The following is a 19634-nucleotide window of genomic DNA, read 5'->3' as shown; positions in this document are numbered from 1 at the left end:
CGGTGCCCGACGACAAGGAGCTGATCTGACATGTACGAGCTTGCGCACCCCTGGGCCGGAGGCGGCCCCGGCCCTTGGTTCCTGCTCTTCCCGCTGTTCTGGGCGGCCGTCGTGTTCGGGGTGGTCGCCCTGCTGCGGCGCACCGTGTGGCGCGGCCGCCGGAAGCCGTTCGGCGGCCCCCGGGGCGGGGGCGGCTCCGCCCCGGCAGGCCGTGCCGACCCGTCGCCCATCGACCTGCTCGCCCGGCGCTTCGCGAGCGGGGAGATCGACGAGGACGAGTACTGGCGCCGGCTCTCCGTCCTGGACGAGCGGTTCGGCGCCGGGGCGAAGGGCGGAGCGGCATGAGCGGGCGGGGGCGGGCACCGTCGGCGCTCAACGCCGTGCACCGCGGGCGTACATGCCGCGCGCCCGCCCCGGCCCTTCAAGCGACTCCGGCGCCCCGCACCCGCGGCCGGGTGTCCACCGCTGTGCGCAGCGGCGGTTCGGCCGACGTGAGCGACGGTTCGCGTGCCGCCATGCCGCGGGCGCACGACGAGCGCCCCACGGACGTACGGCGTACCGCTTCCTCCGGAGCGAGCGAGAGCGCGGGGAGCGTGAACCAGACGACCTTGCCGCCGCCGTCCGGGCGCACGCCCCAGCTCTCGCTCAGCGCGTCGATCAGCGACAGTCCGCGGCCCTCGGTGTCGAGGGCTCCGGCCGTCCGTACCCGGGGCAGCCGCGGGTCCAGGTCGCGCACCGACACCGTCAGCTGGTCCAGGAGGACGAGCAGTTCCACGGTGCACTGCTTGCTGGGCACGGCGTGCTGGTGCACGTTGGCCAGCAGCTCGGTCACGCCGAGCGCCGCCGGGTCTATCAAGGCGTCGAGGCGCCAGTACCGGAGCTGTGCCGATACGATCCTGCGCACCTGGCCGATCCGGGCCGGAAGGGCCTGGAGCTCCACCGTGCAGTGTCTGCTGGGCTGCCTGATCACGACCGCGACTCCCTGATGAGGTCGGGCGCCCTCGTACGACGGGGGCGAAGATCGGATCCAGCGATGCCGCACTTCCACCACAGTGTCACCGCTGGTGAACCCTCAGTGATACGAGTCCAGGGTCGTCCCACCAGTGCGCTCCCGCAACCGCACCGTCCCCCGAGAGACCCTGTCAAGCGCGCGCGGAGCGTGCCGCGCGTACGGCGTCCAGGAAGCGGTCAGGGGTGCCCAGCGTCAGCGAGTAACGATGTCCGTTCAAGGTCGCCAGTGCCCGGTCGCGGGCCGCGAACAGGGGCTTGTGCGCCTGTACGGCCTGCACCGGCGCGCTGTCTATCTCGGTGCCGTAACTCGTCAGCAGGGCCAGCCTGCCGTCCTTGATCACTACCTGGCCCGCCCGGGTGAGCGACCGGAGCAGCCATTTCTCTATGCGCACCCCGGTCGCGTTGAACTCGGGCTCCGCCATGGCGATCACCTCCTCAGCACGTCGGGCGTGCGCTCTCCACCCGCCCCCTTGGTGCGCAGTCTGCCTGCGTCGTGCCGTGTGCACCAGTACCCCTTGGCCAAAGCTCGCCCCCGGTTCGGTCCCAGGTGCTGCTTGGGGTTGCCCAAAGGGTTGTTTATGCAGGTGAGAAGCGTGTGGCGGGTGGTTATAGTCGGAACCGGCCCGGCGTTCCGCGCGGGCTCCGTACGACGTCGGGGAGCGCGCCATGAGCACCGCACAGTCACCACACAGCCCCGCCGGCCGGGTGTCCGGGAGCGGCTGTCCGATGCCGACGGTGGACGTCGACCGCAGCGATCCGGACTACCGGAGCTGGCTCAAGGAGGCCGTCCGCAAGGTGCAGGCGGACGCCAACCGGACGGCCGACACCCATCTGCTGCGCTTCCCGCTGCCGGAGGAGTGGGGCATCGACCTGTACCTCAAGGACGAGTCGACCCACCCCACCGGCAGCCTCAAGCACCGGCTGGCCCGTTCGCTGTTCCTCTACGGGCTGTGCAACGGCTGGATCCGGCCCGGCAAGCCCGTCATCGAGTCCTCCAGCGGCTCCACCGCGGTCTCCGAGGCGTACTTCGCGAGCCTGATCGGTGTGCCGTTCATCGCGGTGATGCCCGCCACCACCAGCCGGGAGAAGACCCGGCTGATCGAGTTCCACGGCGGCACCTGCCACCTCGTGGACGACCCGCGGACCGTCTACGCGGTCTCCGCCCGCCTCGCCGCCGAGTCCGGCGGCCACTACATGGATCAGTTCACCTACGCCGAACGGGCGACGGACTGGCGGGGCAACAACAACATCGCCGAGTCGATCTACCAGCAGCTCCGCCTGGAGCGGTACCCGGAACCCGCCTGGATCGTCGCCACGGCCGGTACCGGCGGCACCTCGGCGACCATCGCCCGCTATGTGCACTACATGCAGTACGACACCCGCATCTGCGTGCCCGACCCGGAGAACTCCTGCTTCTTCGACGGCTGGCGCACCGGCGACGCGAAGACGGACTGCGCCACCGCCTCCCGCATCGAGGGCATCGGACGGCCGCGCATGGAGCCCAGCTTCGTGCCCGGCGCCGTCGACCGGATGATGAAGGTCCCGGACGCGGCGAGCGTGGCGGCCGTACGGGCCCTGGAGCGGGCCATCGGCCGCAAGGCGGGCGGCTCGACGGGCACCGGACTGTGGAGCGCGCTGAAGATCGTCGCGGAGATGGTCGCCGCGGGGCGCACCGGCTCCGTCGTCACCCTGCTCTGCGACCCGGGCGACCGCTACCTGGACAAGTACTACTCGGACAGCTGGCTGGAGGAGCAGGGGCTGGACATCGCGCCGTACGCGGCGACGATCGACAGGTTCCTGGAGACCGGCAGCTGGCCGGGCTGAGCCGCGGGGCACGCCGGGGCGCCCCGGCCCCTCAGAGGTCCGTACCGTCGCCCGGCTCGCCCGCGACGACCAGTTCCGGCGGCAGCTCCGCGATCTCCGTACGGGCCTGCGCCGACAGGCCGCGGTCGGTCACCAGGACGTCCACGTCCTCCAGCGAGGCGAAGGAACTGAGCCCCACCGTGCCCCACTTGGTGTGGTCGGCCACCACCACGACCCGGCGGGCGGAGCGGACGAAGTGGCGGTTGGTCTCCGCCTCGGCCAGGTTGGGCGTGGACAGTCCGGCTTCCACCGATATGCCGTGCACCCCGAGGAAGAGCACGTCGAAGTGGAGGGAGCGGATCGCGGCGTCCGCCACCGGGCCCACCAGGGTGTCCGAGGGCGTACGGACCCCGCCGGTCAGCACCACGGTCGCCGCGCCCGCCCGGGGCGTCTGGCTGCCGCCGGCCGCCGCCCGCTGCGCGTTGTAGAACACGTCGGCCACCCGAACGGAGTTGGTGACGACCGTCAGGTCCGGCACCTCCAGCAGCTGCTGGGCCAGCGCGAACGCGGTGGTGCCGCCCGCCAGGGCGATGGCGCCGCCCGGCGCCGCCATCCGGGCCGCCGCCTTGGCGATGTCCTCCTTGGCGCTCAGCTCCAGCCCCGACTTGGCCTCGAAGCCCGGCTCGTGGCTGCTCGGCTCGCTGACCGGGACCGCGCCGCCGTGCACCTTCTCGACCATGCCCTGCCGGGCGAGGGCGTCCAGGTCGCGCCGGACCGTCATGTCCGAGACGTTGAGCCTGCGGGTCAGCTCGTTGACGCGGACGCCGCCGCGCCGTCTGACCTCGTCGAGGATCAGAGCGCGCCGCTGCTCCGCGAGCAGGTTCTGATTGTCGCTCACCCCGGCCTGTCCCTTCTCCGCCCAGCTGCCGTCGCGCACACATCCTCGCACGCGGCAACGGGCGCATCCGCCCCGCCGGGGTGGGGTGTGCGCCCGCGGAACCGGGAAGAAGGCAGGCGCGGGGCGGGCGCCCGGAGCCGCGGGCGTCTGTTGAGCATGACATGACAGCAGAAGGTGGCGCCGGGTACCGTGCGGCGCCGACCGGCACGTACGGCATCGGGGGACAGACCAGTGGACAGCGCACGCAGCACGCATCGAACGGCACCGGACCGTCCGGACGCCGCACCGGACGAGCCGGACGGCTCCCCGGACGAACCGGGCACAGTCCCGGACGGGCACGGTTCGGGCACCGTCCCGGACGGCGACGGTCCGGACACCGATCCGGACGGACACGCGCCGGGCACCGCCCCGCCCGGCGCACCACCCGGCGAGCGGCAACTCGCCCTGGAACTGCTCGTGCACGGCGTCGGCGGCACGACTCCCGAGCGGATGCTCGGCGACCCGCGCACCGTCCTGATCACCGGCGACGACACCGCCGCCGTGTACCGCAGGGCCGTCGACGCCGACGCCGAACAGCGCCCCGGTGACTACCGCGACGAACCGATCCGCGAGGCGTACTGCTGGTGCAACCTCACCTCCGGCAACGGAGCCCGCGCCCTGTGGCTGATCCTGCTGCCCTTCATGGTCGCCAACCTCGCCCACTGGATGCGCCCCGCCGCCCCCTCGCACCACAAGGGGCACCGCGTGTACGACGTCCTCGTCCGCCTCCTCGCCCTCAGCCTCACCGTCCTGCTGGTCGCCGCGGCCTGCGAAGTGGCCCTGGATCTGACCGCCTGGCAGTGCGCGGGCAGCGCCGCCTGCGCGGCCGGGAAGTCCTGGATGGGCTTCATGAGCCCTGAGAAGGGCGGCACCTGGAGCGGGCCCGGCCGCCGCGTCGTGATCGCCGCGCTGATGCCGCTGCTGCTCGTCGGCTTCCTGTGGTGGCTCTCCCGCCGTACGTGGAGCGCGTACGAGTCCGCCTCGCCGCCGCCGCGCCGCCCCGGCACCTCCCGTGACGTGCCGCCCGCCCAGCGCCCCGCGCTGACCCGCCGCGGCTTCTGGTACGGCCGCCGGGTGGTGGCCAGGCTGCGCGCCGCGCACACCGCGGCCGGACTGCTGACCATCGCCGCCGCGCTGCTCGTGGCCGGGCTGGACTTCGACCGGCGTACGGGGCACGGCGGGGCGCTGTCTTTCCTCGGCCGGGTCCTGCTCGCGCTGGTCCTGGTGCTGGCGGTGCTCACCGTCCGGGTCGTCTGCCGCACCGCGCGCTGCGAGGCCGAACCGGACGAGCACCACGACCGTTTCGTGGTCAAGGTGCTGCCGTTCGCCGCGCTCGTCGCCCTCGCCCTGACCGCCGTCCACACGGCCTGGTCCCGGCCCGGCTGGGTCAGCGACGACCGGCTGCCCGGCAGCGGCGCCTTCGGCGGCATCGCCGTCTTCCAGGGCCTGCTGGTCCTCGGCCTCGTCGTCACCGCGGGCTTCCTGCAGAACGCCGCACGCCGCCATGGGCAGGGAGACGGACGCGCCGCCCTGAAAGGATTCCACGGCGCGGCCGTCGCCCTGCTGGGGTGCGCGCTGGGCGGTGTGCTCACCGGGGGAGCGGCCCAGCGGCTGGCCGACTGGATGGACGGCGGCGCGATCCCCGGCCGGCCGGACGCCCCGATCGCCGGACCGGCCGTCGTGCTGTCCTGGCAGGCGTCGGTGCTGCCGGTGCTCCTGGTGGTCGTCGCGGCCTTCGCCGTCCTGGGCGGGGTCCAGGTGATGCTGGTGCGCCGCAAGGTGGAACCGGACATCCCGGGTTTGTACGACAAGCAGGAGCGCCCCGACGAGCAGCGGATACGCCGGATCGCCGGGACCATCGCACGGGCCGGACTCACGGACTCCGCCCCGGTCCTGATCGGCGCGGTCTGCCTGGTCACGCTGGTGCTGGGCGCGGGCGCCGTGGCCGGCGCCTGGCTCACCGACCGGGCGCCGGGACGCGCCACGGAGCAGACGCCGCTGCTGGTGCACACGGCCGCGGCGACGGCGGAGTCGCTCGGCTCCTGGCTGATGGGCGCCGGCGTCCTGCTGCTCGCCGTCATGGGCTGGCGGGCCTACCGCGACCGCTCCACCCGCCGTACCGTCGGCATCCTGTGGGACGTCGGCACGTTCTGGCCGCGCGCGGCGCACCCTTCGCGCCGCCCTGCTACGCCGAGCGCGCCGTCCCCGACCTGACGTGGCGGATGGCCACCTGGACCGAGAACAACGACGGCCGCCTGGTCATCTCCGGCCACTCCCAGGGCAGTGTGCTGGCGGCGGCGGCCGTCTGGCAGCTCGACCTGGTCACCCGCAGCCGGGTCGCGCTGCTCACCTACGGGTCGCCGCTGGAGCGCCTGTACGGGCGGTGGTTCCCCGCCTGCTTCGGGCCGGAGGCGCTGACCGGGCTGCACCGGGAGATGGACGACTGGCGCAACCTGTGGCGGCTGACCGATCCCATCGGCGGTCCCGTGCGGCTCACCTGCGCGGACGGCCCGGACATCGACCTCGGGCCGCTGCGCGATCCGCTGGCCTTCGGACGGACCCTCCAGCATCCGCTGCCCGCCCAGATCCTGGGACACGGTGACTACCAGTCCGACCCGGCGTTCGAGGAGACCCGCGCCGAACTGATCGCCCGGCTCGGGGCGGGCGTACCGCGTCAGCGCGATACCACCGGGACGGGCGGCGGCTGCTGACGGCTCGTCAGGGCAGGTCGGGCAGATCCTCCGCGTACAGCAGCGTGAGGTCGTCGTGGTCCGGGTCGGTCAGCAGGGCGACCCGGCCCGCGTGCCGCTCGACCATCGACTCGAACGTCTGCCGGGCGGTCCGCCCGTTGCCGAACGAAGGGCCCTTGGGGAGCGTGGTGAAGTACTTCAGCAGCGCCTCGCCCGCCCCCTCGGCCAGCCGGTACTCATGCTCCTCGCCCTGCTGCTCGACGATCCGCAGCAGATCGTCCGGCGCGTAGTCGCCGAAGGTGATGGTCCGTGAGAAGCGGGACGCCACCCCCGGGTTGACGGCCAGGAAGCGCTCCATCTCGGCCGTGTACCCGGCCACGATCACCACCACCGCCTCCCGGTGGTCCTCCATCAGCTTCACCAGCGTGTCGATCGCCTCGCGCCCGAAGTCCCGCCCGGAGTCCTCCGGCGAGAGCGCGTACGCCTCGTCGATGAAGAGCACCCCGCCGCGCGCCCGGTCGAACGCCTCCTGCGTACGGATCGCCGTGGACCCGATGTGCTCGCCGACCAGGTCCACCCGGGACACCTCCACCAGGTGCCCGCGCTCCAGCACGTCCAGCGCGGCCAGGATCTCGCCGTAGAGCCGCGCGACCGTGGTCTTGCCGGTGCCGGGGGAGCCGGTGAAGACCAGATGGCGGCGGACGGAGGCGGCCTTGAGGCCGGCCTCCTGCCGCCGGCGGCCCACCTCGATCATGTTGATCAGACTGCGTACTTCGCGCTTGACGCTCTCCAGACCGACCAGCTTGTCCAGTTCGCCGAGCACCTCCTCGGAGGGCCGGCTCGCCGCGGCGGCCCCGGCGGGCTCCGGCGCGGGCGGCGCCGGCAGGACGGTCTGTGCCGGTACGGCACCGAGCAGCCCGGCCGTCTGCGTCGCCGGTACGCCGGCCGGCGCCCGTACCGCAGGGGCCGGCACCGCCGGTTCCCCGGCCGCCCGGCTCTCGTCGCTGGTGCAGTCCCGTACGGCCGGTCCGCCCGCGTACCCCTCGCCGTGAGCGGCGGCGCTGTCCGCGAACTCGTACCCGCCGCGCGCGCACCGCTCGGTGCGGCAGTGCGTCAGCGTCGTACGGCAGCCGTCGATGATGTGGAACCCGTACCCGGAACTCCCGGTCACCCGGCAGCCGTTGAACGTACCGCGGCCCTCCGCCGAGACGTAGAAACCCGCCTCGGCCGGGGAGCTGACCACACAGCGCTCGACGGTGGGATCGGCGCCCTTGGTCACGATCACGCCGGTCTGTACCGCGTCGATGGCGCAGTTGGCGAGCGTGCCGCCGCTGCCGTGGTCGCGGAACCACGCGCCGGTCGCCGCCTCCCGGATGCGGCAGTCGTCGAGCTGGACGGTCGCGCCGTCGCTCACCGACACCGCCGTGTTGCGCACCTGGGACAGGTCGGAGTCCACCACGTCCGCGCGCGAGCCCCGGTCCAGCACGAACAGCGCGTCCGGCACGTCGTGCACCCGCGTCGAGTCCAGGACGGCGGTCGCGCCGTCGCTGACCCACACCGCCGGGTAGTCGCCCGTACTGTCGTGGATCTCGCACTGGTTGGCGTCCACCCGGGTGCCCGGGTCCCACACGGACAGCCCGTTGCGGCCGAAGCGCCGCACGGTGCTGCGGGTCAGCGTCAGCACCGACCGGGACCGCAGGTCCACGGCGTTCTCCGGGATGTCGTGGATGTCGCAGTCGGCGAGCGTGAGCACCGCGTCGGTGTCCAGGGTGATGCCGTCGGCCGAGGTGCGGTGCACCGAGCAGTCGGTCAGCTGGCCGCTCGCCCGCGAGGCGACCTGCACCCCCGCACCCTTGATCTCGTACAGCTCGCAGCCGAACGCCTCCACGCCGCTGCCCTCGCCGTCGACCGACAGGCCCGCGCCGGAGGCGTTGCGCACCCGGCAGTTCTCCAGCCGCGGGTGCGCGCCGCCGCGCACCGCGATCCCGGACTGCCCGGCGGCCACCACCTCGCACTCCTCGAAGATCCCGCCGGCGCCGTCCAGCACACTGATGCCCGCGCCGCCCGGATTGTCGACCGTGCAGCGTCGTACGGTCGGGCGCGCACCGCCGCGCACCTCGATGCCGGACGCCGAACGCGTCACCACCCGCAGCCCGTCCAGCTCCGGCGCGCCGTCCTCCACCAGGATCGCGGGCGCCGTCGAGTCCTGCCCCTCCACCTGGAGGTCCTGGACCGTCGCGGAGGCCCGTACGGTCAGCGCGACACCGTCGGCGGGCGCGATCCGCACCGACCCGCGCGCCCCTTCGGGACCGCGCAGCGTCACCGCGCGCAGCAGCACGAGGTTCTCGCGGTACGTACCGGCGCCCACGGTCAGGACGTCACCGTCCCCGGCGGCTTCCAGGGCCGCGGCCAGCGAACTGTATTCGCCCGTGCGGCGCCGCCACCGCGATGTGCCCGTGTGCGTCACCTGGACCGAGCCCTGTGCCATGGCGCTGTCGTGCCCCCACCTCGTGCGGCTGTTACCGGCCCGGCAGTTGTACGTCCGCGTATGTCCGCGTACGTGTGCCCGGGACCCCCAGCCGGGAGGCTGGCCGCTCCACCGTAGCGCGCCCGGCGGGCACCGGATGACATGGTCAGCCTGTATGCGCGGGAGTTCGTGCGCGCCACGGACGCCCCCACCGTACGGGCGTCCGGCAGCGTTTTCGGGGACCGTGCCGCGGCCCTTTCCGCAGCCCGCGGCCTCTGGTCAGCTGCCCGCTCCGGCGCGCCCCCAGTCCTGGCCCACGCGCTCCCACTCCCGTTCCCAGCGCCGGTCCCGGAGGTGCAGCATCCGGCGTGTCACCAGCTGCCGGCCGCCCACGGTCACGGCTCCCACGAGGGCCGCCGCACCGAGCCCCGCGAGCACCGCGTGGGCCCGGGCCGTGCTCGCGTCCAGCGGCCGCGTCACCACCCGGCCGTGCGCGTCGGTCCAGATCCGGAACCGCTCGCCCGCCCGTACGGCACCCGGCGCGGCGACCGGGCCGCTGTGCTCGCTGCCGTCCGGCGCGGTCCAGCGGGCGTCCACCCGGCGGTGCGTCTCCCGGCCTGCGGCGGCCTCGGGGTCGGTGGCCGCGGACGGACGCGCGGCGGCCCGGTCCGGCGTCGCCCAGACCTGGTGCCGCTGCTGTGCCTGGATCCGCACGGAGCGTTGCAGCGCGTCGTGGGCGGCGCTGCCCGCGGCAAACCCGGCGAAGCCGCCGCCCAGCACGATCACCAGGGCGGCGGCCAGCGCCACCCACGCCTCCAGGAGGTCGGTCGTCCGGCGCAGCGGGTTGCGCCGCCAGCGCCACAGCCCCGCGATGACTCGTAGCACGTCGTGCCCCCTCTCCGGGTCCGCAGGTACCTCGTCCGGCGCGCGTCATGCACGGACGGGGTGAACGGAGGGGAAAATCACCGGCGGTGCGCCGCGCGGCCGGGCGACCGGGCGGGGCGGACGGGGGCACCGGAGCGCGTACGGCACGGAGCTCGCACGGGGCTCCCTCACCTGCGGGGCGCGCACCGTATCGCCGCGTGCGCGGCCTTCAGCCGTACCCGGCGGCGGCCGACACTGTATCCCTGCGTGAGGGAGGTCCCGCGATGGATCACCGACAGGTCGGCCGGCTCATGAGCACCGAGGTCGTCAAGGCCCGGTACACCACGTCGTTCAGGGAAGTGGCCAGTCTGCTGAGCCGGCACCGCAAGACGGGCCTGCCCGTCGTCGACGGTGACGGCAAGGTCGTGGGCGTCATCTCCGAGACGGACCTGATGTACCGCCAGGCCGCCCAGGACATGCTGCAGAACCGCTGGTACAACCGGCGCCGGCTGACCGGCAGGGCCCGCGCGGACCGGGCCAGGAAGCGCGGCCTGCGGGCGGGCGAGCTGATGACCTCGCCGCCGGTGACGATCGGCTCCCACCAGACCGTCACCGAGGCCGCCCGGTTGATGGTGACCGGGAAGCTGGACCGGCTGCCGGTCGTCGACGCGGAGGGCCGGCTGTGCGGGCTGGTGACCCGCAGCGACCTGCTGAAGGTCTTCCTGCGCCCGGACGAGGAGATCCGCGAGGAGCTGATCACCGAGGTGCTGGTGCGCACCCTCGGACTCAAGCCCGGCGCGCTCGGCGTGACCGTACGGGCGGGCGTGGTCACGCTGTCGGGGCGGCTGGGGCGCAGCAGCGAGGTGCCGGTGGCGCTGCGGCTGGCGGGGCGCGTCGACGGGGTGGTCGCGGTGGTGGACCAGCTGGAGTACGAGCACCACGACGCCGCCGAACAACACGGTGAGCAGACCGTGCGCGACCGGGCACAGGAGTGGCTGCGGGCTCCGGAGGAGGGGCGCGCTGAGACGGCGGGACGGGAGGACGGCAGGACCGGAAGGACCGGCGGGGCTGGTGGTACGAGCAGGACAGCAGGGCCTGCTCTCCGTCCCGTCCGCCCGCCTCACCGCACCCGTACCGCCAGGGTGACCTCGGCCCCCCGCGCACCGGACACCTCCGCGTCGCCCGGCCGGACCGCGAACCGGTCCGCCACCAGGCGCGCGAGCCACAGCCCGCGCCCGTGATGTGCTCCGTCGAGCCCCGGCAGCAGTTCGGGAATCACCGTTTCGCTGAAGCCCGGGCCCGAGTCGCTGATACGGCACTCCAGTTCGTCACCGATGCGCCGCAGCACCAGGCGGCCCGAGCCGCCCGCGTGCTCCACGGCGTTGCCCGCGATCTCGTCCACGGCGAGCACGAACTCTCCGCGCCGCGGTTCCGCCAGGCCCTCGCGCAGGGCGCACTCCTCCACCAGCAGCCGCAGCTGCGGCAGCAGCCGCGCGGTGAAGCGGCGCCGCAGCAGGCAGGTGGCGGTCCTCATGTCGACCGGCCCGTCCGCGGACATGGCCGGGTCCGGGGTCAGCACGGCCGTATCACCTCCGTCATGGCCAGCCGGGGCACCGAGCCCGCGCCGAGCCGGTGCAGTGTGCGGGCGTGTACGCGGTCGCAGCGGACCTCGACCAGATCGTGACCGGTGGCCCGGTCGGCCAGCGCGATCAGTGCGGTGGCGCAGCCCACCGACAGCAGGTGCAGCCGCGTCAGGTCGACGGTGAGCCGGCGGGTGCCCGCGCTGCCGGACAGGGCCAGCTCCAGCGCGGTGCTGAAGGGCCGGCGGGCGGTGGTGTCCGCGTCGCCGATGAAGTGCACACTGCCGTCCCCGCCACGCACCGACCGCAGACTGCCGAGCCGTTCCAGGAGGCTGCGCGGATGGGCCCGGTCCATCGCGTGCAGCACCTCGCGGCTGAACCAGCGGCGGTCGTAGGCGCAGATCTCGCTGTACGGACGGCCGTCGAACAGCGCGTCCGCATGCGTCTCCCGGTGCATCATCACCCGCACATCGGCATTCAAATCGGGCACCCACCGCATGTCGATGAAGGCCCGCAGGCCGGTGAACCCCTCGGCGGCGGCCCGCGCCGTCGCCGTGTGCAGCCGCCCGAGCTGCCGCTCGGGCGTGAACCGGAGGTCCGGGCGGATCAGCCCGCGCATGCTGCTCAGCACCAACTGTCCCTGCTCGCGGGCCGCCACGGTGCTGCGGCCGGTGAAGTCGAGCCGGGCCAGCACCTCGGCCTCCGGAAGCCACGGGTCGGGGAAGAGCACGACCTTCTCGCCCTGGGCGAGTCCGAGCCGTACGAAGGCGGTCATGACCTCCCAGCGCACCTCGTCGTCGTCGTAGCTCACAAAGGCGTGGTCCCCGGGACGCATGTGCTGCACCGGAATGAGATGGTCCCCGGGCGGTTCCCAGGTCGGCATCGGCACCTAGACACTCCCCACGGCTCCCGCTGTCGGTATCGCCGTGCGCTCACTGTAGGCAGCCGGACACGCGCCCGCAATGCGGCCGTCCGCTCCGTGCCCGAGGCGTGCGCCGGTGCGGACGGGGCGTCAGGCGCCCGCCGGGCAGGGCGTGGGGTGTGGAGACGTGCGGGGAGCGCGGCGCGGAGACGGGCGGGACTCAGGCGTCCGGACGGCGGGTGAGCACTTCGAAGGGGTCGCCGACGCGGAGGGTGCCGGTGCCCTCCGGGATCAGGTTCTGGCCGAAGAGGAGCTGGTCACCGACGCGGCGGTGGCGGGCCAGGGTGCGCAGCGGCTCCTTGCCGCGCTGCCCGGTCCGCTGGTCGGTGGTGGTCATCACGCACCGGCCGCACGGCTTGACCACGCGGAAGACGATCTCGCCGATACGTATCCGCTGCCAGGCGTCCTCGTCCCAGGGCGCGGTGCCGTCCACCACGACGTTCGGGCGGAAACGGTTCATCGGCAGGGGGCCCTCGTGGGCGTGGCCGCCCTCGGCGACGAGCGCGTTGAGGGCGTCGAGCGAGGCGGTGGTGGTGAGGAGCAGGGGAAGCCGTCGGCGAAGCTGACGGTGTCACCCGGCCGCGAGTAGGCCGGGTCGGTGGGGCGCCGCCGGCCCGGCTCGTCCATGTGCACCAGTCGCACGGGTACGTCCAGGTAGGTGCTGAACCACTCGGCGGCGGCGCCGGACGCGGGCACCGCCTCGACCTTGTCCCCCCACACCTCGACGGTGACCGTCGTCCCGGGCTCCGGTACCTCTACGGTCAGCGGCGGCATGTCCGGCGCCGTCAGCCGCACGCCGCCGTCCGGGAGTTCCGCCGCGGCGGCCGTGGCCAGCCGGGGCCGGGCGCGCTGGGAGATGAAGCGGAGCTCGCTGTCGACGAGCATCCAGCGACGGTCCCCGGCGAGCCCCCACGGTTCCACGACCGCCTCGCCGGGTCCCGACCCCGCCACGGACTTGACCGGATACCGGTGGATGGCCTGGAGGAAAGGGTTCGGCATGCCCTCATCCTGCCAGGCCCCGCGGCGGCCCCGGCATCGGTGCCGCCCGGTCGTGCAGGACCGGCTTCCCCGCCCGCGTACGGCCCGTCCGGTCAGTACCCGCGCGGATACTGCTGACGGCCGCCGTACGGATCGTCGTACGGGGACGGCGCGGGGCGCGGGGCGACCGGGCCGGCCGGGCGCATCGCGTCGTAGCCGGTGCCGCCGTTGCCGGCGGGGCGCTGGGGCTGTTGCTGCTGGGCGGGGTAGCCGCGAGGGCCCGTCTGCTGCGGGATGTACGGCGCCGGGGTGCTCTGCAGCGGGGCGACCGGCTGGGCCGCGGCACCCTGATGACCCTGGCCGGAATACGGCTGGGAGGGGGCGGCGGGAAGGGCGGGCAGCGCCGACGGGAGGGCCGGCATGTACGACGAGCCCGTGTCATAGGGCAACTCGACCCGGATCGGGGCAATCTGCGGGGTGCCGCGCTCGGCGACGAGGGAGTCGTAGATCGGGGTGTCCGGGAAGGACGGCGAAGCGTAGTAGCCGCCGCCGTAGGTAGAGCGGGGGAGGTCATACCTCATAAGTTAAGCCCACGATGTGCCGGTTGGGGAGCCTGAAAAGAGGGTTGTTTCACGTGTCGTGTGAAGCCTGCGGTCCACAATGTGAGCGAACTTGGCAAAATCGGTCGCGAACGCCCGTAGGGATCGTGTAAAGGCCGTGTCCACATCAGATGAACGGCGGACATTTTTCGGCAAGTAGGTTGGAACCTGTCATCGTGCAGGAGGGGCACCGCACCGGAGCCCGGCGAGCGAAGCGAGAGAGAGGCGCCACGATGCCGATGCCCAAGGGGAGCAACGTCGCGGTACCGGCCACGTCGGTACGGCTGGAACTGGGATGGCGCACCGGCCCCGGCACCCCGGACGTGGACGCGTCCGCGCTGCTGCTGACCGCCGCGGGAAAGGTCCGCGACGACGCGGACTTCGTCTTCTACAACCAGCCCGCGCACGCCTCGGGCGCCGTCCGCCACGAGGGCAAGCGGCCCGCCGGGGACGCCGCGGCCGACAGCCTGTCCGTCGACCTGGCCCGGCTGGAGCCCGCCGTGGAGAAGGTGGTGCTCGCCGCCTCGGCCGACGGGGGCGCCTTCGGGCAGGTGGCCGGACTGCACATCCGGGTGCTCGACGCGGGCAGCGGCGCCGAACTGGCCCGCTTCGACAGTCAGGACGCCACCGCCGAGACCGCCTTCGTCCTGGGGGAGCTCTACCGGCGGCAGGGCGCCTGGAAGTTCCGTGCGGTCGGCCAGGGGTACGCCACCGGGCTGGCCGGGCTGGCCATGGACTTCGGCATCAGCGTGGAAGAGGAGCCCCCGACCGCCGCCCCGGCCCCGACCGCCGCCCTGGCCCCGGCCGCCGCTCCGGCCCCACCCGTCGCAGCCCCTCCGGCAGCCCCCACCGCCCCGCCCGCCCAGCAGTACGGCGCGTACCCGCCGCCCCCGGCCCCGCCCGCCCAGCCGTACGGCACGCCCCCGGTGCCCGCCCCCGCCCCGCCCGTGAGCCTGTCGAAGGTCACCCTCACGAAGGAGGCGCCCGCCGTCTCCTTGACGAAGCAGGGCGGCACCTCGGGCACGATGCGGGTCAACCTGAACTGGCAGCAGGCCGGCAAACCCGCCTCCCGCCTGGGCAGGAAGCTGGGCCGCAAGACCATGGAGGCGCTCGGCGCCCGCGGCGCGCTGCTGCCGCAGTCCGGCGACCTGGATCTCGACCTGTGCGCGCTGTACGAACTCACCGACGGCAGCGCGGGCGTGATCCACCCCATCGGCGGCAACTTCGGCGCCCTGCACACCCCGCCGTACATCCAGCTCGACCAGGACGACCGCACCGGCGCCGCCGCGTCCGGCGAGAACCTGACCGTCAACCTCGACCACCAGAACAGCGTCAAACGCATCCTCGTCTTCGTGACCGTCTACGCGGGCGCCGGCAGCTTCGCCGGACTGCACGCCACGGTCACCCTCCAGCCGCAGTACGGCGCCCCCGTGGACTTCTCGCTCGACGAGTGCACCGTCCCGTCGAACGTCTGCGCCCTCGCCCTCATCACCAACACCGGCAGTGAGCTGGTCGTCCAGCGCGAGGCCCGCTACCTGGTGCCCGCGCCGGGCGTCAGCCCGCAGCGCACCGTCGACGAGGCGTACGGCTGGGGGCTGAACTGGTCTCCGGCCAGCAAGTGAGGGCTTTTCAGGACGCGCCCGGCGCCCCGTACGTCCGGCCCTTCCAGGCGGCTCCACGCCCCCGGTAGTGCTGGACTGCGGAGTCGACCGTCATCAGGAGGTAGAGCAGAGCGGTGCACGGCAGCAGTGGCGCGAGCCAGAGCGGCTGCCGGTAGTAGCGCAGCATCGGCAGGTACGTCCCGGCCATCACGGCCCACGTCACGCCGCCCAGCGCCGCGGTCGTCACGCTCCCGGCCGCCAGACCGGCGGCCAGCGCGGCGGGCGGCGCCAGGTAGACCAGCGCGAGCCCGGCCACCGTCCCCGCCAGCAGCAGCGGGTTGTGCCGCAGCTGCGCGTACGCGCTGCGCGAGACCATCCGCCACAGCGTGCCCAGCCCCGCGTACGGGCGCACGCTCTCCACCCGGTCGCCCAGCCCCAGCCAGATCCGGCCGCCGGCCCGCCGCACGGCCCTGGCCAGCGTCACGTCGTCGATCACCGCGTGCCGGATGCTGTCCGGCAGACCGGCCCGCTCGGCCACCGCGCGCCGCAGCAGCACACAGCCGCCGGCCGCCGCGGCGGTACGCGCCCCCGGCCGGTTGACCCACCGGAAGGGATACAGCTGCGCGAAGAAGTACACGAAGGCCGGGACGATCAGCCGCTCCCAGGCCGAGACCACCCGCAGCCGCGCCATCTGCGACACCAGGTCCAGTTCCGCCGAGCGCGCCGCGGCCACCAGCTCGCGCAGGCTGTCCGGGGAGTGCGCGATGTCCGCGTCCGTCAGCAGCACGTACTCCGCGTCGCCGCGCTCCCGGACCAGCGCCATGCCGTGCCGTACCGCCCACAGCTTGCCCGTCCAGCCCCGCTCCGGCTCGCCGGGGGCGGTGACCGTCAGCGGCAGTCCGCCCTGCCCGGCGGCCAGCTCCCGGGCCAGCTCGCCCGTCCCGTCCGTACTGCCGTCGTCGACGAGGACCACCTCGGCCCGCCCCGGATACTTCTGCGCCAGCAGGGACGGCAGGCTCACCGGCAGCACCGCGGCCTCGTCCCGGGCCGGGACCACGACGGCGACCGGCGGCCACCGCTCCGGATCGGCGCGCGCGGGCAGCCTTACGTCCGTACGCCAGAAGAAGCCCTGCCCCAGCGCCAGCCACACCCAGGCCGCCAGCGACCCGGCACCGATCCACTCCGTCGCTCCCACGCCCGCAGTCTGCCGCACCGGCAGCCGCTGTGGCCGGAACCCGGCGGGCGGCCCCCGGAGGCGAGGCGGACCGGCGTCACCGGTATGACAAGTACCGGGCGGCCCGGCGTAAAGTGTCCGGGTGAAGATCGCGCTCATGGACTCCGGTACCGGCCTGCTCGCGGCGGCCGCCGCGGTACGGCGGCTGCGGCCCGACGCCGACCTGGTCATTTCCTCCGATCCGGACGGCATGCCCTGGGGACCGCGCCCGCCGCACGACATCGCGGCGCACGCGCTCGCCGTCGCCCGCGCCGCCGCCGCGCACGGCCCGGACGCCCTGATCGTCGCCTGCAACACCGCCTCCGTGCACGCGCTGCCCGCCCTGCGGGCCGAGCTGGAACCCGGACTGCCGGTCATCGGCACCGTCCCGGCCATCAAGCCCGCCGCGGCCACCGGCGGCCCGGTCGCCATCTGGGCCACTCCGGCCACCACCGGCAGCCCGTACCAGCGCGACCTGATCGAGCAGTTCGCCTCCGGCGTCGAGGTCACCGGCGTGCCCTGCCCCGGCCTGGCCGACGCCGTCGAGGCCGCCGACGAGGCCGCGATCGACGCCGCCGTGGCGGCCGCCGCCGCGAACACCCCGCGTGACGTACGGACCGTCGTCCTCGGCTGCACCCACTACGAACTGGTCGCCGAGCGCATCCGCACCGCCCTCCAGCAGCCCGGCGCCCCCGTGCTCGTCCTGCTCGGCTCCGCCGAGGCGGTCGCCGCCCAGGCGCTGCGCCGCATCGGCGCGGAGCCGGCCCCTCGGCGGCCCCCACCGGCACCGTCACCGTCCTCCTCAGCGGCCGCCCGGGGCAGCTTCCCGAGGCGGCTCTCGCCTATGACGAGGGACGACTCCTGTCCGGCGCGGCGCGGGCCGGGGAACCCGTCCGTCACTGAAATCCCGCGGGGCGCGCGACACGCTGCCAGGGCGGGCAAAGACGCGTACGCTGCGACTCATGAGGGACCACCCCCACGAGGGGGCAGCAGCCCCCGGCGAGCACGGCGGCCCGGTCGGCGACGACGGAGGTGCCTCCGGCAGCCACCGAGACCCCGCGGACGTCCCCGAGGAGTGGCACGGACGCGCCACCAACCGGGTGCAGTGGCTTCTGGCCGGCATCGGTGCGGCCTGCCTGGCGCTGGGCATCGAGCTGGCCGTCGACAGCGCCTGGACGACGGGTCTGGCGCCGCTGCTGATGTCGGTGGTCGGCTGTGTCCTGGCCGGACTGCTGGTCCTCTTCGGCACCCTCGCCTTCGTCCATGTGGCCGTACGGGTCGACAAGGACTGCCTGGAGGTGCGGTGCGGCCACATGGGCCTGCCCCGCCGCCGCATCCCCTCGAACAGGTCGTCGGCGCCGACTTCGCGCCCCGCGTCACCCCGCGCCACTGGGGCGGCTGGGGCTACCGCTGGCGCCCCGAGCAGGGCACGGCCGTGGTCGTACGGCGCGGTGAGGCGGTGGTGCTCCGGCTCGGCGACGGCCGTAACTTCACGATCACGGTGGACGACGCGGAGAACGCGGTGCGCTGCATCCGCGGCAGATGCGGGATCGACAAGGGCCGGAGCACCGGCGCCTGAGGCCCGTGCCGGGGACCGTACGAACGCCCGCCCGATTGCGTGGACGACGCACCGGTCACCCGGCTCTCGTTAGGGTGCGCGGTATGGCGACACCCGACTTCATCCGTGACCTCCGGGCCGGCATCGGCCACCAGCTCCTGTGGCTCCCCGGCGTGAGCGCCGTGGTCTTCGACGACCGCGGCCGCGTCCTGCTCGGCCGCAGAGCGGACAACGGCATGTGGTCGATCATCGGCGGCATCCCGGAGCCGGGGGAGCAGCCGGCCGAGACGGCGGTGCGCGAGGTGTTCGAGGAGACCGCGGTGCACGTGGTCCCCGAACGGGTGATCCTCGTCGAGGCGCTCCAGCGGGTCCGCTACCCGAACGGCGACGCGTGCCAGTTCATGGACGTCTCGCTGCGCTGCCGCGCCGTCGGCGGGGAGGCCGCCGTCAACGACGACGAGTCGCTGGAGGTGGGCTGGTTCGCGCTGGACGCCCTGCCGCGGCTGGAGGAGTTCTCGGTGGCGCGGATCAAGATGGCCATGGACGACGGGCCCGCCTGGTTCGCGGGCATCGAACAGGAGCGGTAGCCGGAGCGGCCGGCTCGGGTTCCGGCTCCGGCTCCGGCGGGGGCCGCCCGGCCTGGCGGCCGCCGTCAGACGTGCATGCGGGGCAGACGGATCGAGGTCTGCGACTCCTCGCCCCCGCCGGGCAGCTCGGGCCCTCCGGGCCCTTCCGGCATCTCGGACTGCCCCGGGTCGCCCGGCGACTGCCCGGGGGCGTCCGGCGACGAGGACCGGCCCGCCTCCTCGGTGTGCATCTGCTGCCGGCCGCCGTCCTTGCGGCAGCTGCTCAGCCAGGTGCCGGTGGGCCCGTTCTCGTACTGGCACTCCCAGCCCCGTACCGTCAGCGACGGCTGGTCCGCGCCCGCCTTGCGGAAGAACTCCGCCATCACGCTCCGGGCCTCGGCGCAGCCCGCGGTCGGCTCGGCGCCGGGGCCCGAGAAGAGCTGCGCGGTCAGGCCCTCGCCCATGGCGTCGGGCAGCGCGCCGCAGTCCAGCGGCTGGCCGGGCACGCCGGAGGCGGAGCCGCCGGGCTCCGACGGGCGCGCGCTTGCACTGCCTTCCGGGGCGCCCTTCAGGCTCTTCGTGGGACTCGCGCCCGGGACCGAGCCGGAGGCGGCGGGTGACGCCGCGGTGTCGTCCGGTCCGCCGCTGCCGCACGCGGCGACGGTGAGGGCCAGCAGGGCGGTCGGTACGGCGATGAGCCGGCGCATGTCGAACTCCTTCGGCCGCGGGTGACGCAGGCGGGACGCTCCGCCGTACGGACGCTAGGAGCCTGCTGCGCGCGCTGCGATCCGGAACGGGCGAACGGGTGAACGCCGGACCCGCCGCCCGCCCGTCCGCCGCCGCGC

At 74.1% G+C, this 19634-nt stretch carries 14 protein-coding genes and 5 pseudogenes; 8 read left to right on the top strand and 11 right to left on the bottom strand.

Annotated elements, in window-relative coordinates:
* Positions 1-30: 30 nt before the first annotated feature.
* Complete coding sequence (locus ACEXOX_RS10100) at positions 31-345, top strand: SHOCT domain-containing protein (protein ID WP_406520029.1); 315 nt, start codon at positions 31-33, stop codon at positions 343-345.
* 76 nt (positions 346-421) lie between these two features.
* Here ACEXOX_RS10100 and ACEXOX_RS10095 read toward each other — a convergent pair whose 3' ends face one another.
* Complete coding sequence (locus ACEXOX_RS10095) at positions 422-970, bottom strand: ATP-binding protein (protein WP_406520028.1); 549 nt, start codon at positions 968-970, stop codon at positions 422-424.
* 172 nt (positions 971-1142) lie between these two features.
* Positions 1143-1433: a hypothetical protein gene (locus ACEXOX_RS10090; protein WP_030023665.1), complete on the bottom strand. Its 291-nt coding sequence runs from the start codon at positions 1431-1433 to the stop codon at positions 1143-1145.
* A 244-nt stretch (positions 1434-1677) separates the two neighbouring features.
* On the opposite strand from ACEXOX_RS10090, the gene ACEXOX_RS10085 reads away from it, so the two are divergent.
* Positions 1678-2835 (top strand): PLP-dependent cysteine synthase family protein, encoded by a 1158-nt coding sequence (locus tag ACEXOX_RS10085; protein ID WP_406520026.1) that lies wholly within the window; start codon positions 1678-1680, stop codon positions 2833-2835.
* A gap of 31 nt (positions 2836-2866) precedes the next feature.
* On the opposite strand, the gene ACEXOX_RS10080 is transcribed toward ACEXOX_RS10085, so the two are convergent.
* Entirely contained in the window at positions 2867-3712 is an 846-nt protein-coding gene (locus tag ACEXOX_RS10080) for a DeoR/GlpR family DNA-binding transcription regulator (protein ID WP_406526289.1), read from the bottom strand.
* A gap of 489 nt (positions 3713-4201) precedes the next feature.
* Between ACEXOX_RS10080 and ACEXOX_RS10075 the strand changes: the two are divergent.
* Positions 4202-6462 (top strand): annotated as a pseudogene (locus ACEXOX_RS10075) (hypothetical protein).
* A 7-nt stretch (positions 6463-6469) separates the two neighbouring features.
* On the opposite strand, the gene ACEXOX_RS10070 reads toward ACEXOX_RS10075, so the two are convergent.
* Positions 6470-8929 (bottom strand): right-handed parallel beta-helix repeat-containing protein, encoded by a 2460-nt coding sequence (locus ACEXOX_RS10070; RefSeq protein ID WP_406520025.1) that lies wholly within the window; start codon positions 8927-8929, stop codon positions 6470-6472.
* Between the two features lie 258 nt (positions 8930-9187).
* Positions 9188-9793 carry a hypothetical protein gene (locus tag ACEXOX_RS10065; protein WP_406520024.1) on the bottom strand — a complete coding sequence of 202 codons (606 nt, stop codon included), beginning with the start codon at positions 9791-9793 and terminating at the stop codon, positions 9188-9190.
* A gap of 47 nt (positions 9794-9840) precedes the next feature.
* On the opposite strand from ACEXOX_RS10065, the pseudogene ACEXOX_RS10060 reads away from it, so the two are divergent.
* A pseudogene (locus tag ACEXOX_RS10060) lies at positions 9841-10692 on the top strand (CBS domain-containing protein); the annotation flags it as partial.
* A 200-nt stretch (positions 10693-10892) separates the two neighbouring features.
* Here the strand turns inward: ACEXOX_RS10060 and ACEXOX_RS10055 are convergent.
* The 4 genes and pseudogenes from ACEXOX_RS10055 to ACEXOX_RS10040 all read right to left on the bottom strand — a co-directional run bounded on the left by ACEXOX_RS10055 (position 10893) and on the right by ACEXOX_RS10040 (position 13833).
* Positions 10893-11306, bottom strand: a complete 414-nt coding sequence (locus tag ACEXOX_RS10055; protein ID WP_406526288.1) for an ATP-binding protein — start codon at positions 11304-11306, stop codon at positions 10893-10895.
* 38 nt (positions 11307-11344) lie between these two features.
* A complete protein-coding gene (locus ACEXOX_RS10050; RefSeq protein WP_406520023.1) occupies positions 11345-12187 on the bottom strand; it encodes an MEDS domain-containing protein in 843 nt (280 codons plus the stop codon).
* A 247-nt stretch (positions 12188-12434) separates the two neighbouring features.
* A pseudogene (locus tag ACEXOX_RS10045) lies at positions 12435-13273 on the bottom strand (MOSC domain-containing protein).
* Positions 13274-13365: 92 nt separating this feature from the next.
* Positions 13366-13833 (bottom strand): DUF6643 family protein, encoded by a 468-nt coding sequence (locus ACEXOX_RS10040; RefSeq protein WP_406520022.1) that lies wholly within the window; start codon positions 13831-13833, stop codon positions 13366-13368.
* 251 nt (positions 13834-14084) lie between these two features.
* Between ACEXOX_RS10040 and ACEXOX_RS10035 the strand changes: the two genes are divergently transcribed.
* A complete protein-coding gene (locus tag ACEXOX_RS10035) occupies positions 14085-15473 on the top strand; it encodes a TerD family protein (protein ID WP_406520021.1) in 1389 nt (462 codons plus the stop codon).
* Between the two features lie 7 nt (positions 15474-15480).
* Here ACEXOX_RS10035 and ACEXOX_RS10030 read toward each other — a convergent pair whose 3' ends face one another.
* Entirely contained in the window at positions 15481-16647 is a 1167-nt protein-coding gene (locus ACEXOX_RS10030; protein WP_406520020.1) for a glycosyltransferase, read from the bottom strand.
* 121 nt (positions 16648-16768) lie between these two features.
* Between ACEXOX_RS10030 and ACEXOX_RS10025 the strand changes: the two are divergent.
* The 3 genes and pseudogenes from ACEXOX_RS10025 (at position 16769) to ACEXOX_RS10015 (ending at position 18810) form a co-directional block, all read left to right on the top strand.
* Positions 16769-17568, top strand: a pseudogene (locus ACEXOX_RS10025) (glutamate racemase).
* Positions 17569-17627: 59 nt separating this feature from the next.
* Positions 17628-18244: pseudogene (locus ACEXOX_RS10020) on the top strand (hypothetical protein).
* A gap of 83 nt (positions 18245-18327) precedes the next feature.
* On the top strand, positions 18328-18810 hold the full coding sequence (locus tag ACEXOX_RS10015) for an NUDIX hydrolase (RefSeq protein ID WP_406520019.1): 483 nt from the start codon (positions 18328-18330) through the stop codon (positions 18808-18810).
* A gap of 65 nt (positions 18811-18875) precedes the next feature.
* Here the strand turns inward: ACEXOX_RS10015 and ACEXOX_RS10010 are convergent, their stop codons facing one another.
* Complete coding sequence (locus ACEXOX_RS10010; RefSeq protein ID WP_406520018.1) at positions 18876-19496, bottom strand: hypothetical protein; 621 nt, start codon at positions 19494-19496, stop codon at positions 18876-18878.
* Positions 19497-19634 lie beyond the last annotated feature (138 nt).

Origin of the sequence: Streptomyces sp. Ac-502 (assembly GCF_045222935.1) — a bacterium.
GTDB lineage: Bacteria > Actinomycetota > Actinomycetes > Streptomycetales > Streptomycetaceae > Streptomyces > Streptomyces monomycini.
This window is presented reverse-complemented; position numbering and strand designations above follow the sequence as displayed.